Origin of the sequence: Lentzea kristufekii, from assembly GCF_033949925.1 — a bacterium.
In the GTDB taxonomy this organism is placed as follows: Bacteria; Actinomycetota; Actinomycetes; order Mycobacteriales; family Pseudonocardiaceae; genus Lentzea; species Lentzea kristufekii.
In genome coordinates this window covers 1-14,791 of record NZ_JAXAVV010000010.1, presented here as the reverse complement: position 1 = coordinate 14,791, position 14,791 = coordinate 1, and the positions used below count along the sequence as shown (strand labels likewise).

Annotated in this window: 14 protein-coding genes; 11 read left to right on the top strand and 3 right to left on the bottom strand. The window is 69.0% G+C overall.

The genetic code is table 11. The features are described from left to right. Window position 1: 1 nt before the first annotated feature. Window positions 2–757, bottom strand: coding sequence for a site-2 protease family protein (locus tag SK571_RS20840; RefSeq protein WP_319985764.1), 756 nt, complete (start codon window positions 755–757; stop codon window positions 2–4). A gap of 245 nt (window positions 758–1,002) precedes the next feature. Between SK571_RS20840 and SK571_RS20835 the strand changes: the two genes are divergently transcribed. Together SK571_RS20835 and SK571_RS20830 are read left to right on the top strand one after the other, a co-directional pair. Then, window positions 1,003–1,308, top strand: a complete 306-nt coding sequence (locus SK571_RS20835) for a WhiB family transcriptional regulator (RefSeq protein ID WP_051784712.1) — start codon at window positions 1,003–1,005, stop codon at window positions 1,306–1,308. 39 nt (window positions 1,309–1,347) lie between these two features. Further along, complete coding sequence (locus SK571_RS20830; RefSeq protein ID WP_319985763.1) at window positions 1,348–4,539, top strand: glycosyltransferase family 2 protein; 3,192 nt, start codon at window positions 1,348–1,350, stop codon at window positions 4,537–4,539. Window positions 4,540–4,945: 406 nt separating this feature from the next. On the opposite strand, the gene SK571_RS20825 is transcribed toward SK571_RS20830, so the two are convergent. Beyond that, on the bottom strand, window positions 4,946–5,389 hold the full coding sequence (locus SK571_RS20825; protein WP_319985762.1) for a metallopeptidase family protein: 444 nt from the start codon (window positions 5,387–5,389) through the stop codon (window positions 4,946–4,948). 93 nt (window positions 5,390–5,482) lie between these two features. Here SK571_RS20825 and SK571_RS20820 point away from each other — a divergent pair, with 93 nt between their 5' ends. The 8 genes from SK571_RS20820 to SK571_RS20785 all read left to right on the top strand — a co-directional run bounded on the left by SK571_RS20820 (window position 5,483) and on the right by SK571_RS20785 (window position 12,933). After that, window positions 5,483–5,842: a DUF3499 domain-containing protein gene (locus tag SK571_RS20820; RefSeq protein WP_189154299.1), complete on the top strand. Its 360-nt coding sequence runs from the start codon at window positions 5,483–5,485 to the stop codon at window positions 5,840–5,842. 82 nt (window positions 5,843–5,924) lie between these two features. Continuing rightward, window positions 5,925–7,277 (top strand): phosphomannomutase/phosphoglucomutase, encoded by a 1,353-nt coding sequence (locus SK571_RS20815; protein ID WP_319985761.1) that lies wholly within the window; start codon window positions 5,925–5,927, stop codon window positions 7,275–7,277. A 10-nt stretch (window positions 7,278–7,287) separates the two neighbouring features. Further along, complete coding sequence (locus SK571_RS20810; RefSeq protein WP_189154297.1) at window positions 7,288–7,488, top strand: Trm112 family protein; 201 nt, start codon at window positions 7,288–7,290, stop codon at window positions 7,486–7,488. Between the two features lie 5 nt (window positions 7,489–7,493). After that, the gene (locus SK571_RS20805; RefSeq protein WP_319985760.1) at window positions 7,494–8,558 is read left to right on the top strand and encodes a hypothetical protein; all 1,065 of its coding nucleotides are present in this window, start codon (window positions 7,494–7,496) and stop codon (window positions 8,556–8,558) included. Window positions 8,559–8,577: 19 nt separating this feature from the next. Continuing rightward, window positions 8,578–9,792: a mannose-6-phosphate isomerase, class I gene (gene manA / locus SK571_RS20800; protein ID WP_319985759.1), complete on the top strand. Its 1,215-nt coding sequence runs from the start codon at window positions 8,578–8,580 to the stop codon at window positions 9,790–9,792. Between the two features lie 43 nt (window positions 9,793–9,835). Continuing rightward, window positions 9,836–10,759 carry a cation diffusion facilitator family transporter gene (locus SK571_RS20795; RefSeq protein WP_319985758.1) on the top strand — a complete coding sequence of 308 codons (924 nt, stop codon included), beginning with the start codon at window positions 9,836–9,838 and terminating at the stop codon, window positions 10,757–10,759. Window positions 10,760–10,916: 157 nt separating this feature from the next. Further along, window positions 10,917–12,452, top strand: a complete 1,536-nt coding sequence (locus tag SK571_RS20790; protein WP_319985757.1) for an amino acid permease — start codon at window positions 10,917–10,919, stop codon at window positions 12,450–12,452. A 25-nt stretch (window positions 12,453–12,477) separates the two neighbouring features. Beyond that, window positions 12,478–12,933, top strand: a complete 456-nt coding sequence (locus SK571_RS20785) for a MarR family winged helix-turn-helix transcriptional regulator (RefSeq protein WP_319985756.1) — start codon at window positions 12,478–12,480, stop codon at window positions 12,931–12,933. Here SK571_RS20785 and SK571_RS20780 read toward each other — a convergent pair. After that, window positions 12,930–13,535: a hypothetical protein gene (locus SK571_RS20780; RefSeq protein WP_319985755.1), complete on the bottom strand. Its 606-nt coding sequence runs from the start codon at window positions 13,533–13,535 to the stop codon at window positions 12,930–12,932. The genes SK571_RS20785 and SK571_RS20780 overlap by 4 nt on opposite strands. A 17-nt stretch (window positions 13,536–13,552) precedes the next feature. On the opposite strand from SK571_RS20780, the gene SK571_RS20775 reads away from it, so the two are divergent. Continuing rightward, window positions 13,553–14,788 (top strand): glutamate mutase L, encoded by a 1,236-nt coding sequence (locus tag SK571_RS20775; RefSeq protein ID WP_319985754.1) that lies wholly within the window; start codon window positions 13,553–13,555, stop codon window positions 14,786–14,788. Window positions 14,789–14,791: the final 3 nt, after the last annotated feature.

The window sequence follows — 14,791 nt, the reverse complement described above, 5'->3', positions numbered from 1 at the left end:
CCTACAGGGAGCGCCAGAACGAGAACGTCGCGGAGCCGAGGTACGCCGCGAACGAGTCGCCGCCGACGAGCTGGAACAGCCAGGTCGACACCTCGAAGAAGAGTCGGCTGACCTCGGAGAAGCCGATCAGGACGGCGAACAGGACCAGCGGCGCCCACGGCCGGGCCTTCGCACCGAACTGCTGCGCCGAGTAGGGGAGGAACGGCTCCAAAGCACCCCAGCCGTCCAGGCCGGGAATCGGCAGGATGTTCAGCACGAACGCGAACACCTGCAACAAAGCAAGGTACGAAATCGCGGCGGCGAGGGCGGCGGGCGGCGAGAAGATCGTGACGACCAGCGCGAGCAGGACACCGATCACGAGGTTCGAGATCGGGCCCGCGAGTGAGACCAACGACTCGATCTTCTTCGACCGGAGGGCGTGGTGGTTGATCCACACGGCGCCACCCGGAAGTGGGATTCCGCCCATGACCAGCAGCACGAGCGGCAGCACGATGCTGAGCACGGGATCGGTGTAACGACGGATGTCGAGGGTCAGATAACCCTTGTCACGTACGGAGAAGTCGCCGCCCTTGTACGCGACGGCGGCGTGCCCGAACTCGTGCAGGCACAGCGTCACCGCCCACCCGGCGAGTACGAAGAGGATGGTGCCCGAGATGATGGCGACGTCACCTTCGAGCAGGGTGAGCGCAGCTCCGGCGACGGTTGCCGCGAGCAGGCCGAGGAACAGTGGGCTGGGGCGAACCGCTGATCGCTTCACCCCTCCAGTGTGGCGTGTCGGCCGGCGTGGTGGGCCGTTCGGGGACGGGTTGCGACACCTGAATCACTGTCTGTGCAGTGAGTCAAGGTTTTTGCGGCCATCTGCGGGAATATCCCCCGACGTGTGGACTCCGCTTGACCGCCCGCTGTGACGCAGGTGTAATCACATCGGTGTCATTCGTCGTTGTGGGAACGGCGTCTGGCGTCCGCCAACCGGGGAGAGCGGAAGGCGAGGAGGCGGACGAAATGCAGGAATTCGAAGAGCTCGAAGAAGATCACGTCACGCAGCCGGTCGTACAGGGCGAGCTGTCGTACCTGTTCGACCCTGCCGACGAGCAGGACTGGCAGGAGCGCGCGCTCTGCGCCCAGACGGATCCCGAGGCGTTCTTCCCCGAAAAGGGTGGTTCGACGCGGGAGGCCAAGCGCATCTGCCTGGGCTGCGAGGTTCGTTCGGAGTGCCTGGAGTACGCACTCCAGCACGACGAACGCTTCGGCATCTGGGGCGGTCTCTCGGAGAGAGAACGCCGCAAGCTGAAGAAGCGAGCCGTCTAGTCGGTCAGAAGCGTGATCTTTCTGCCTTAACTTGAGGGCGTGACAAGTCCTCACCCGAGGCTCCGGACAGCGCCGGTGCTGTGCGTCCTGGTCTGCCACGACGGCGACCAGTGGCTCAGCACGGCGCTGTCTGCCTTGCGGCGCCAGCGAATTCGTCCCCGGCACGTGGTCGCGGTCGACACCGGGTCGACGGACCGGACGGCAAAAGTCCTGGCGGAGGCCGGAGACCTGCTGGACGGAGTGCTGACCGCGCCGCGTGGCACCGGCTACGGCACCGCCCTGCGCATCGCGGTCGAGCACGCCGTCGAACGGTGGGGCGACCCGGGCAAGTGGCTGTGGTTGCTGCACGACGACAGCGCGCCCGAACCGGACTGCCTGGCGGCTCTGCTGACCGCGGCCGAGGTGTCGCCGTCGGCCGCTGTGCTCGGTCCGCTGTGCCTCGATTGGGTGGATTCTCGTCTGGTCGTCGAGGCAGGTGTGTCGACGGATTCTTCAGGACATCGACAGACTGGTCTGTCCTCCGCGGAACATTCCGCATCGTTTCAGCAGAGCACCGAGGTTCTCGCCGTGTCGTCCGCCGGATCGTTGATCAAACGTGAGGTGTGGCACTCGCTCGGCGGTTACGACGAAGCGATGCCACTGCTTCGCGACGATGTCGACTTCGGCTGGCGCGCTAATCGCGCGGGTCATTTGGTCCTATGCGTACCCGTCGCACGCATGAGACATGCACGCGCCGCAACTAAAGGCGCACGCCGTTTGGACGCGGCGATGGCGCGTCCGGGTCCGTCATTTCGTGGCGTCGACCGCGCGCACGGCATGCGTACATTTTTGGTCAATTGTTCAACTTTGTCGTTTCTCGTCGGAGTGCCGCGGCTGCTGTTCCTGTCGCTGCTGCGCGCCCTGGGCTTCCTGCTGCTCCGGCGTTTCGCGGACGCACACGCCGAAGTCGGCGCGGCCCGCTACCTCCTGACGCGGGGCCGTTTGCTGCAGGGACGGCGCGCCCGCCGCGGTTCCGCCGTCGTGCGCGGCCTCTTCACCAGCAGACTCACCCGGCTGCGCAACGCGGTGCGCGCCGGCGCCGCCTTCCTGATCCGCCGCCGGGTCGAGGCCGACGCCGCACTGGGTCGTTTGCCCGCAACCGATTCCGGTTCGGCGTGGCTCGAACCGTCCGAAGTGGACTCCCGGCTCGTCGGCCCGTCCGCCCTGCCGGCGGGCGCGTCCCGCGGTCGTCCGCGTGTGGCCGGTCTGCGCCGCCCGCCCGTCGTCGTTCCCGTCGACGCCGCACTGCCCGGCGCCCTGCGTCCTTCGCCGCGACCCCGTCCGTCGCCCGGCCCGCGTGCCGGTTCCGGCATGGTCTTCGTCGAGGTCGACCAGTCGCGGGTGCTGCGCTCCCTGCTGCTGGCGCCGCCGGTGCTGTTGCTGCTGTCGCTCTCGGCCGTCGCGGTGATCGCGAACTGGTCCCGGCTCGGACTCGACCTCGCGGGTGGCCGGCTGCTCCCGGTCGGTTCGGTGGGGTCGGTCTGGTCGACCTACCTCTCCTCCTGGCACCCGGTCTTCGGTGGCACCGCGGCGCCCGCACCCGCGGCGTTGGCCGTCTTGGGCCTGATCCCCGGCGGACCGTCGTTCGCCGTCGCCCTGTTGTTGCTCGGTGACATCCCCCTCGCCGCGTTGTCGGCCTACATCGCGTCACGCGGCTTGCGCGTACGCCGTTCCGTGCGCGCGGTGGTGGCTGCCTTCTACGGCCTGCTGCCGGTCGCGACGACCGCCGTGGCCGAGGGTCGTCTGGACGTCGTCGTTGTGCACATCGTCACGCCCGTGGTCTTCGCAGGCGTGTACGCGGTCTTGCGCGCGTCGTCGACGCACGCCTGGTTGCCCATGGCCTCCGGCACCGCCATCGGTGTCGCGGTCCTCGGCGCCTTCTCACCGCTGACGCACGTCGTGGTGATCATCGGCGCGCTGGGCGGCTTCATCGCGGTGACCGGCGGTGCGCGCAGAATCGCGGCTCTGTTCGTGATCGTGCTTCTGCCAATGGGACTGCTTCTGCCGTGGCCAGCCGTCTTGCTGCAACACCCGGAGATGGTCCTCAACGGCCTTGGCGCCGCGTTCGAGTCGCCACCGCCGAACCTGATCGTGTGCTCGGTCTTCGCGGCCGCCGCGTTCGCCGCCGCCGTCCTGCGGCCGAACGCCTCGATGTTGCCCGGCCTGACGGTGATCGTGCTCGCCATCGGGGCTCTCGCGGCGGTGGCCGCGGTGGGTGCCTGGCCGGGAACGCCGCTGGTGATCCTGGCCTGGGGACTCGTCTGCGTGGTGCTGGCCGGGTGCCAGCGCGGGGTGCAGCCGGGTGTGGCCGGGCGGGCCGGTGTGCGGCGGGCCGTGTACGTCGTCGGGGTGGTGACGCTGGTCAGCCTCGGGGTTGCCGGCTTCCTGGACCTGCGGTCCGGGCCGTTGAAGGCCGACGGCGGGCTTGCGTTGAACGCATCGTTGACCGCCGAGTTGGAGCGGACCGGGCGCTCGGTGTTGATTCTGGGGACGCCTGTGCGTCAGGTTGCCGGACGGATGCCCGCGTTCGGGGACGACGATCTCGTGCCCACGGTGTCGTCGCCTGCTCGGTTGCGGCGGTGGAACTCTTCGTTGCTCGACGGGGCCGCGCCGGCGGTGAAGGTGGCGCTGGGGCAGGCCGCTTCGTCCGGGGTCACGTTCGTGGTGCTGCCGTCTGAGGAGGCTTCCGCTCGGGTTCGGGCCGCCGCTGGGGAGTTGGTGTCGGAGGCTCCGCGGGCTTCGGACGGACGGCCTGTGTTGCGGATGCGGCTCGTTGCGGACACCGGGGTGTTGCTGGCGCCTGATCTTGCCCGCCGGGCTCGTACCGGTGGGGAGCCGCCGTCTGAGCTCGGGGCGGACGGGGTGGCGCCGGTGAACGTGTCGTTGCCTGATGTGGCTGTTCGGGTTTCGCCTGGTGGGGAGGGGCGGGTGTTGGTTCTGGCCGCCGAGGACGAGCCTGGGTGGCAGATTTCTGTGGACGGGGCTGCGGTGCCGGTTGTCCGGGCTTGGGGGCATCTGGTCGGGGTGCCGTTGCCGTCTGGTGGGGCTGAGGTCCGGGTTTCCGTGTCCAGTACTTTGCGGGACTTTTTGTTGTTGGGGCAGGCTGCGGCGGCGTTGTTCACGTTGCTGACTGCGGTGCCCACTCGGCGGCGGGCTGTTCCTGGGGCTCCGCCCCAGACCCCGCCAATCTGATCCGAAGCCGGGGTCCACGCCGTGCGCGGGTTGATGGCACGCCTGTTGCTTCGGGCGCAGGCGCGTTGCTTTGGGGGGCGCGGTGGTGGGGTGGCTTCGTCACGAGTCGTACCAAGAGCGGGCCACATGCCTGAAGGGGTGTCAAGCGGACGAAAAGCGTGTCGAAAAGCGTGTCCGCTTGACACCCCTTCAGGCAGGCAGCAAGAGCTGTGGCACGACTCGTGACGAAGCCACCCCACCCGGACCGTTTGGTAAAGACGGCTCGCCTTCGGCATCGCGGATGAGTTGCGTGCCCTTGAGCGTGTGCTCGGACGGCTCGCCTTCGGCTTCGCAGGCGGGATGCGTGCTCGCCTTCGGCTTCGCGGGTGGCTTGCGCGCCGTGAGCGTGCGATGTGTGAGAGGGGTCTCAGCCCTCGTCCACCACGTCCGGGTCCAGGCCCAGGTAGTTCGCGATCTGCTCCACCAGCACGTCGTGCACCAGGTCGGACAGGTCGGCGCCGTCCTTCGCGCGGGCTTCCAGCGGGCGGCGGTACAGAACGATCCGGGCGCGGTTGTCCGAGCCCGCCGGCAGCAGGCGGGCCAGGGGGACGTTGCCGTCCTCCACCACGCCGTCCTCGCCCTCCACCTGGACGTCCGGCACGTCGTCCACGGCCACGTCGAGTTGGGTGAGTTCGGTGCGCCAGCGGGCCTCGATGGGCTCCAGGGCCTCGATGACCAGGGCGTCGAAGCGTTCGGCTCGGGAGCGGGCCGCCGGGAGCGTGGCCGGGTAGAGAGGGCCGCGCAGGCCCCGTCCGTGCCGGTCGCGGTTGCGTCGGCGCGGCGAACCCTGCCGCTGAGAACCCCGTGCCATCACCACAACCAAGCAGCCTAGTTGCTACCCCTGACGACTAAACACAGCGTGCCTCACACACAGCCTCGCGTGGACGCGCTATCGTCCCCGATCGTGCGGAGCGTGAGACGGTGCTCGCGAACCGGGTGTGCTAACCCGGCTGTCGCCACGCTCACCTACGCCTATGCGGACTCCACCGCGGTCGTCGGGCCGCTTGCCACGTACTCCGAACCGCACAGCTACGACCTGTGCGAGGAGCACGCCTTGCGGCTCACTGCGCCGCGGGGTTGGGAGGTCGTGAGGCACCAGGGTGAGTTCGCGGCGCCCGAGCCGACTGTGGACGACCTGACGGCCCTGGCCGAGGCCGTGCGGGAGGCTGGGCGGGCTGATGTGAGCCCGAAGCTGCCCGATGTGCCTGCGGGCTCTCATCGGCGTGGCCACCTGCGGGTATTGCCCGATCCGCACGAGGACTGACTGACCACACGCACCACTAATCTTCTCGCCGGTAGGCTGCCCTGGCAGTGGCCGTCAAGAGCGAGTTTCGGGAGTGTGCGGCGTGCGTGACCTGTCCGGCATCGTCAAGGCGTACGACATCCGCGGGGTGGTCGGCGAACAGCTGGACGCCGGCTTGGTCCGGGACTTCGGCGCCGCCTTCGCGCGCCTGGTCGGTGGACCGGCCATCGTGATCGGTCACGACATGCGTGACTCCTCACCGGGGCTGTCCCGTGCGTTCGCCGAGGGTGCTCAGGCCCAGGGCGTCAACGTGATCAGCATCGGCCTGGCCAGCACGGACATGTTGTACTTCGCGTCCGGCAAGCTCGACCTGCCCGGCGCCATGTTCACCGCGAGCCACAACCCGGCGCAGTACAACGGCATCAAGATGTGCCGCGCGGGTGCCTCGCCGGTCGGCCAGGACACCGGTCTCGCGCAGATCCGCCAGGATGCCGAGAACCAGGTCCCCGACGTCGAGGGCGTAGAGCCCGGCACGTTCGAGGAGCGCAACATGCTCGTCGAGTACGCGGCGTACCTCAACGACCTGGTCGATCTGAAGAACATCCGCCCACTCAAGATCGTCGTGGACGCGGGCAACGGCATGGGCGGCTACACGGTGCCGCAGGTCTTCGAGGGCCTGCCCATCGAGGTGATCCCCATGTACTTCGAGCTGGACGGCAGCTTCCCGAACCACGAGGCGAACCCGCTCGACCCCAAGAACATCGTCGACCTGCAGGCCCGCACCAAGGCCGAGGGTGCCGACGCCGGTGTCGCGTTCGACGGCGACGCGGACCGCTGCTTCGTCGTGGACGAGAACGGCGACCCGGTCAGCCCGTCGGCGATCACCGCGCTGGTGGCCGTGCGCGAGCTCGCGAAGGACCCCGGCGGCACGATCATCCACAACCTGATCACCTCGCACGCCGTGCCGGAGATCGTCACCGAGCACGGCGGCAAGCCCGTGCGCACGCGCGTCGGCCACTCGTTCATCAAGGAGGAGATGGCCAGGACCGGCGCCATCTTCGGTGGCGAGCACTCCGCGCACTACTACTTCCGCGACTTCTGGAAGGCCGACACCGGCATGCTGGCCGCACTGCACGTGCTGGCCGCCCTCGGTGAGCAGGACGGCCCGCTGTCGGCGCTGACCTCGATCTACAACCGCTACGCCGCCTCCGGTGAGATCAACTCGACGGTCGGCGACCAGGCGGGGCGGATCGCCGCGATCAAGGACGCGTACGGCTCCAAGGACGGCGTCACGATCGACGAGCTGGACGGTCTCACCGTGCAGCTGGCGGACGGGTCGTGGTTCAACCTGCGTGCCTCGAACACCGAGCCGCTGCTGCGCCTGAACGTCGAAGCCGCCACCCCCGAGGCCGTCGCCGCGCTCAGCGACGAGGTCCTCGCGATCGTGCGGGCCTGAGGAGAACACCGTGGCCGTCAAACTCGAAGAGCAGTTGCTGGAAATCCTCGCCTGCCCGTGCCCCGAGCACGCGCCGCTGCAGGTCGGTACGCCGTCCGACCCGGAGGCGGACTTCCTCACGTGCACTGCGTGTGGTCGTTCGTTCCCCGTGCGCGACGGCATTCCGGTCCTGCTGCTGGACGAGGCGGTCGAGCCGCCGTCGGCTGGGTGACGTAGGTGCTCGACGACACGCTGCTCGACGACCAGAGCCGCCTCGCCGACGCCGACACGGGCGGCTGGCTGCGCGCTGCCGCACGGGCGGGGGCACAGGTCCGTTCCACCGCCGAGGCCGCGGCCGAGGCGGGAGTGGAGCGGATCTTCTCCGAACGCCCGCGCGCGGTGGTGCTCATCACCCGGCCCGGCCACTCGGTCGCCGTCGCCGCCGTCGTCATGGCGTTGCTCGGTCCCGGCTGCTCGGTGCCGGTCGTGGTGTCCGACGAGGTGCCGCCGTGGGTGGGCGCTCTCGACGTGGTGCTCGCGCACACCGAGGACCCCGGCGACCGGGTGCTCGCCGAGTCGATCGACCGGGCCGTCCGCAGGGGCGCCCGCACACTGCTGACGGCGCCGGACTCCGGTCCGATCGCCGCGGCCGCCGCCGGCCGGGCCGTGCTGCTGCCGCCCCGCATCGACGTACCACCGGGCTTCAGCTTCCCGCGCGCGTTCGCCGCGTGGCTGCTGGTGCTGCACTCGCTCGGCCTGCTCAAGGCCGACGTCGAACTGATCGCGGACGAGCTCGACCGGGAGGCCGAGCGCGACCACCCGATGCACGAGTCGTTCGTGAACCCGGCGAAGTCGCTCGCGTTGCGCGTCGCCGACCGCACGCCGCTGCTGTGGGGCCTCGACGAGGTCGCCACGTCGGTCGGTGTGCACGGTGCCGGCGTGCTGGGGGCGTTCGCCGGCGTGGCCTGCGACGTCTCCGGGTATTCGCAGGCGCTGACCCGCCCGGTCCTGCACCGCCGCGCGGTGCAGGGAACCTCGGGTGCGGACCTCTTCGCCGACCCGGACGACGAGCCGGGCAGCGGACTCGTGCGCGTGCTGTTGCTGGCCGTGCGCCAAGGCCCCGTGGCCGATGCCGTGCGCCACGCCGCCGAGGACGCCCTTCCGGGCGCCGACGTGCTGGAGCCGGCCGTCGAGGTGGCGGGAGGCGACGCGGTCAGCGCCGCGCTGCTCGCGCTCCGCTTCGAACTGGCCGCGCTGTACCTCGGGCTCGCCACCGGGACTCTCGGCGGCAACCCGTACTGATTTGGGAGCTGACTTAGAAGTGGACCTGCTGCACAACGCGGTAAGGCCGTACGCGTGGGGTTCGCGCACGGCCATCGCCGAGCTGCTCGGGAAGGAGGTGCCCGCACCCCATCCCGAGGCCGAACTGTGGATGGGCGCCCACCCCGGCGACCCGTCCCGCGTTCGCGGCGCGGACGGCATCGAGCGCTCGCTGCTCGACCTGCTGACGGCGGACCCCGACGGCCAGCTCGGCCCGCGCGTGGCCGAGAGGTGGGGCAGCAGGCTCCCGTTCCTGCTCAAGGTGCTCGCCGCCGACGAGGCGCTGAGCCTGCAGGCACACCCGTCGGCCCAGCAGGCGGCCGAGGGTTTCGCGGCCGAGGAACGCCGTGGCGTTCCGCTCGACGCCGCCGTCCGCAACTACAAGGACCCGGCCGCCAAGCCGGAACTGATCTGCGCCCTGACCGAGTTCCACGCCCTGGCCGGGTTCCGCGAGCCGTCGCGGACCGTCTCGTTGCTGCGCACCCTGGACGCGCCCGCGCTCTCGCCGTACACCGAGATGCTGGTCGCGCAGCCGGACTCGTCGGGCCTGCGCGCGTTGTTCACGATGCTGATCACGCTGCCGCAGACGTCGCTGTCGTCGCTGCTCCCGCAGGTGCTGGACGCGTGCGTGCTGCACGTGAAGGAGCACGGCGAGTTCGACCTGGAGTGCCGCACGATCCTGGAGCTGGGCGAGTCCTACCCCGGCGACGCGGGCGTGCTCGCGGCGCTGTTGCTGAACCGGATCGTGCTGCAGCCGGGCGAGGCCATCCACCTGCCCGCCGGCAACCTGCACGCGTACCTGCGGGGCACCGGCATCGAGATCCTGGCGAACTCGGACAACGTCCTGCGCTGCGGCCTGACGCCGAAGCACGTCGACGTGCCCGAGCTGCTGCGAGTGCTCGACTTCACGTGCGGTGACATGGAAGTGCTGCTGGGCGAGGAGGTCCAGCCCGGCGTCCGCGTGTACCGCACGCCCGCGCCGGAGTTCGAACTGTCCAGGTTGGACCTGGCCGGCGAGACCCGGATCAACCACGAAGGCCCGCAGATCATGATTTGCACCGAGGGCGCCGTGGTACTCACCAACGCCCGTGGCGAGGAGTTGCGGCTGGCGCGTGGCGAGTCCGTGTGGCTCCCCGCGTCGGACCCGGCCGTGCTCCTGCGACCGGATGGTGTTGAATCCGCTGAACTTTTCCGCGCCACGGCCGGAACAGACTAAGGTTCACGACCGGACAAACCGGACTTGTTGCGAGGAGACAGGCGTGTCAGCAGGGGGCGGAACCAAGGCCATTGTCGCGGCCTTGGTCGCGAATGCCGGAATCGCGGTGGCCAAGTTCATCGGATTCCTGATCACCGGCTCGTCGTCGATGCTCGCCGAGTCGGTGCACTCGGTCGCCGACACGTCGAACCAGGGCCTGTTGCTGCTCGGCCAGAAGACGGCCCAGCGCAAGGCGACCAGGCTGCACCCGTTCGGCTTCGGCCGCGACCGCTACTTCTGGTCGTTCGTGGTGGCACTGATGCTGTTCACCCTCGGCTCGGTCTTCGCGCTGTACGAGGGCATCCACAAGCTGCAGCACCCCGAGGAGCTCTCCAGCCCGCTGGTCGCGGTCGGCATCCTCGTCGTCGCGATCGGCCTGGAGTGCTACAGCTTCTACACCGCGATCGTCGAGTCGAAGAAGATCAAGGGTGACGCCACCTGGTGGCAGTTCATCCGCAACTCCCGCACGCCGGAACTCCCCGTCGTGCTGCTGGAGGACGCGGGCGCCCTGATCGGTCTGGTGCTGGCACTGATCGGCGTCAGCCTCGCGACGATCACCGGCAACCCGGTCTTCGACGCGCTCGGCACGGTCGCCATCGGTGTGCTGCTGGGCATCATCGCGATCATCCTGATCATCGAGATGAAGTCGCTGCTCATCGGTGAGGGCGCGTCCGACAAGGACCTCGACGTGATCATCGACGAGCTGGCCGCCGGCAAGGTGCAGCGCGTCATCCACATCAAGACGCAGTACATCGGCCCGGACGAGATGCTCGTGGCGGCGAAGATCGCGCTGGAGCCCCGGTTGCCGCTGGACGAGGTGGCTCAGGCGATCAACGACGCCGAGCAGCGGGTGCGGGCCAAGGTGCCGCACGCCCGGTTGATCTACCTGGAGCCGGACCTGGACCGGTCCACGGTCTCCAGCTCCTGATTTTGGGTTTGTCGAAGCCGCTTCGGGTGATTGCCCGGGGCGGCTTCGTCGTGTCGAGACAGAACGCCGGACAACCTGCGGAAAAGAGCTATGGGCATCTCACCTGGTGGTTACCTCTAGGGTGGTCCGAATCGGATCCATCAAGGAGGTATGCACCGTGCCGGGGAACGGGTTGTGGCGCACGAAGTCGATCGAGCAGTCGATCGCGGACACGGACGAGCCGGGCACCAAGCTCCGCAAGGATCTGACGGCGTGGGATCTCACGGTCTTCGGTGTGGCGGTCGTCATCGGTGCCGGCATCTTCACGCTCACCGCGAGCACCGCGGGCAACATCGCAGGGCCGTCGGTCTCGCTGTCGTTCGTGCTGGCGGCGATCGCCTGTGCGCTGGCCGCGTTGTGCTACGCCGAGTTCGCCTCGACGGTGCCGGTCGCGGGTAGCGCGTACACCTTCTCCTACGCGACGTTCGGCGAGTTCGCCGCGTGGATCATCGGGTGGGACCTGGTGCTGGAGTTCGCGGTCGGGTCGGCCGCGGTCGCCAAGGGGTGGTCGGCCTACCTGCAGACGACGTTGGGGCTCATGGGTCTCGACGTGAAGACCGAGGTGGGCAGCGGCATCAAGTTCGACTGGGGCGCCGTGCTCCTGGTTGCGGTGCTCACCGCGCTTCTCATCATCGGCACGAAGCTGAGTTCGAGGGTCAGCGCGGTCATCACGGCCATCAAGGTCGCTGTGGTGCTGCTCGTGATCGTGCTCGGCATCACCTACATCAAGGCCGAGAACTACTCGCCGTTCATCCCGCCGGCTGCCGTTGGTGGCCCTGCCGCGCACACCGGCGTCGAGCAGTCGCTGTTCTCGCTGATCACCGGCTACTCGGGCAGCACCTACGGCGTGCTCGGCATGCTGGCCGCGGCGAGCATCGTGTTCTTCGCGTTCATCGGGTTCGACGTCGTGGCGACCACGGCGGAGGAGACGAAGAACCCGCAGAAGGCCGTGCCGCGCGGCATTCTCGGCTCGCTGGCCATCGTCACGGTGCTGTACGTCGCCGTCACGCTGGTGATCACCGGCATGGTGCCGTACACGAAGCTCGCGACGCAGCCGGACGGCACGCGCGCGACGCTCGCCAGTGCGTTCTCGGACAACGGGGTCGACTGGGCGGCAACGGTGATCTCGGTCGGCGCGCTCGCCGGTCTGACCACCGTCGTCATGGTGCTGATGCTCGGCCAGAGCCGCGTGCTGTTCGCGATGTCGCGCGACGGACTGCTGCCGCGCAAGCTCGCGAAGACCGGCAGCCACGGCACGCCGACGCGCATCACGATCATCATCGGTGTGCTCGTCGCGGTCGCAGCCGGCTTCTTCCCGGCGGGCAAGCTCGAAGAGATGGTGAACGTCGGCACGCTGTTCGCGTTCATCCTCGTCTCCGCGGGTGTGCTGGTGCTGCGCAAGACGAGGCCCGACCTGTCGCGCGGTTTCCGCGTGCCGCTCGTGCCGCTGGTGCCGATCCTCGCGATCCTCGCCTGCCTGTGGCTGATGCTGAACCTGACCGCGCTCACGTGGATCCGGTTCCTCATCTGGATGGCGCTCGGTGTCGTCGTCTACTTCGTCTACAGCCGACGCAACTCGGTGCTGGGCAAGACGGGCCAGAGCAAGGTCGAACCCGAACCGGTGGTCAAGCACGGCGAAGAGCCCGGCATCTAGCTCGCCACCAACTAACCTGCGCACCATGGAAAACGCGCGGTGGCTCTCCGAGGAGGAGGCGACGGCCTGGCACCACTTCGTCCAGGCCTACCACCTCCTCGAGAGGCAGATCGAACAGCAGTTGCAGCGCGACGCGGGCCTCTCGCACGCGCAGTACAACGTGCTGATCGTGCTGTCCGAACAGCCGGACAACCGCATGCGCATGACCGAGCTGGCGCGCAGGGTCGTGGTGTCGAAGAGCTCGTTGACCTACCAGATCGGCAAGCTGGAAAAGGCCGGACTCGTGCGGCGGGAGCCGCACGAGTCCGACGAGCGCGGCATCCTCGCCGTGCTCACCGATGCCGGCAAGGACCTGCTGCGGACCACCGCACCCGGCCACGTCGGGACTGTCCGCGAATACCTGATCGACCTCTTCACCCCGGAGCAGCTCGCACAGCTCGGGTCGTTCATGAAGGTCGTGCACGAGAAAGCCGACGACTAGAGGGTCAGCAGGCCCCGCTCGTCCAGCCACTCCGCCACGTCGTCGGGGCCCTGCCGCGTCACGTCCAGCTCCAGCACCGGCAGGATCGACTTCGCCGCGAGCTCGCGGAGCTGGCGCTGCTCCTCGACGAACGGCTCCAGCGAGACGTACTGCTTCGGATTCGCGCTGATCTTCAGCCGTTCTTCCCGTGCCGCCTCGAACGTGTCCTCGGGCCGTGTGCACAGCACGATCGCGAAGTTGAGCGGCTTCAGTCTTTCCTCCAGCCAGCCGAAGTCGAAGTCGCGCCCCTGCCGTGCCTGGTACGCCAACGTGGACAGGTGGAACCGGTCGACGATCCACGAGTAGTAGCGCTGCAGTTCGAACATCCGCGCCCATGTCTCGTAGGTCTCCATCGCGTGCGCTGTCTCCTCCGGCGCGAAGTCGATCAGCCCACGGCCCCAGGGCTCGTTGCTGAAACCGCTCCACTCACCCGAGATCAACGGCGAGTGGTACCGGTACCTGCGGTGACCGACCAGACGAGGGTGTTCGTTCAACGCGAAGGCCAGGTCCGTCTTGCCGGTCAGCCGCGTGCCTTCGAGGATCACCTTGGGTGTGAGCTTCATGGTGGCAAGCTAACCCTGTGATCCTCTGTCTCGACGTCGGTTCCACCTGGACCAAGGCCGCTCTCATCACCCCCGAGGGCGAACTGGTCAGGACCGGGCAGCACCCGACCACGCCGCCGGAAGTGCTGCGGGGCATCGACGCGCTGCGCGAAGAGGTCGGTGACGGCGAGATCCTCGCGTGCTCCTCGGCGGGCGGTGGCCTCAGACTTGCCGTCGTCGGCCAGGAACGGGTGGTGAGCGCCGAGGCCGGTTATCGGGTCGCGCTCAGCGCGGGCGCCAAGATCGTGCACGTCAGCGCGGGCCCGGTCGACGTGAAGGCGTTGCGCGCGTCGGCCCCCGACTTGATCCTGCTGGTCGGTGGCACGGACGGTGGTGATCAGTCGGTCCTGCTGCACAACGCCGCGAAACTCGCCCGCGTGGCCGTGCCGATCGTGCTGGCGGGCAACGTCGAGGCGCAGCCGGAAGCGTTGGAGCTGCTGGCGAAGCGCACCGTGGTGGCCTGTCCGAACGTGCTGCCGGACGTCGGTCAGCTCGCTCCGGAACCGGCGCGCAAGGCGATTCGCGAGGCGTTCCTCCAGCACGTGATCGGCGGCAAGGGGCTTTCGAGAGGCCCGAGGTTCCGTCAGCTCGTGCGGGCCGTGACGCCGGATGCCGTGCTGGCAGGCGTTTCCCGGCTCGCGGCCCAGGACCGCGAAGGTGCCGTGCTGGTGGTGGACGTCGGCGGCGCGACCACGGACGTGTACTCGGCAGTGTCCACGGCGGACAGCGAGGGTCTGGAAAGGACGGTCGCGCTGCCGCCGGACCGGCGTACCGTCGAGGGCGATCTGGGCATGCGCTGGTCCGCGCCGGGCGTGGTGAAAGAAGCGCTGACCGAACGCCTGACGACCGAGGACCTGGCCGCGGAGGCCCAGAAACGGGCCGAGAACGTCGGCTGGCTGCCGGACGACCCGGCCGTCGACGTGAAGCTGGCGTCGTTCGCGGCGATCCTGGCCGTGCGCAGGCACCTCAGGCAGGTCGACGGCCAGCTCGGACCGCACGGCGCGGGCCTGCTGGTGCTGTCGGGCGGAGTCTTCAGGCACACGCCCGACATCGGGCCGATCGTCGAGGCGCTGCGGGCCGACCCGGTGCTGCGGCCGGTGCTGAAGACCGCGGAGATCACCGTCGACCGCGACTACGTGCTGGCACCGGTGGGCCTGCTCGCCGAGTCGGGGCGGCTCGAAGCCGCCGACCGACTGGCGAAACGGCTGGGCTAGGCG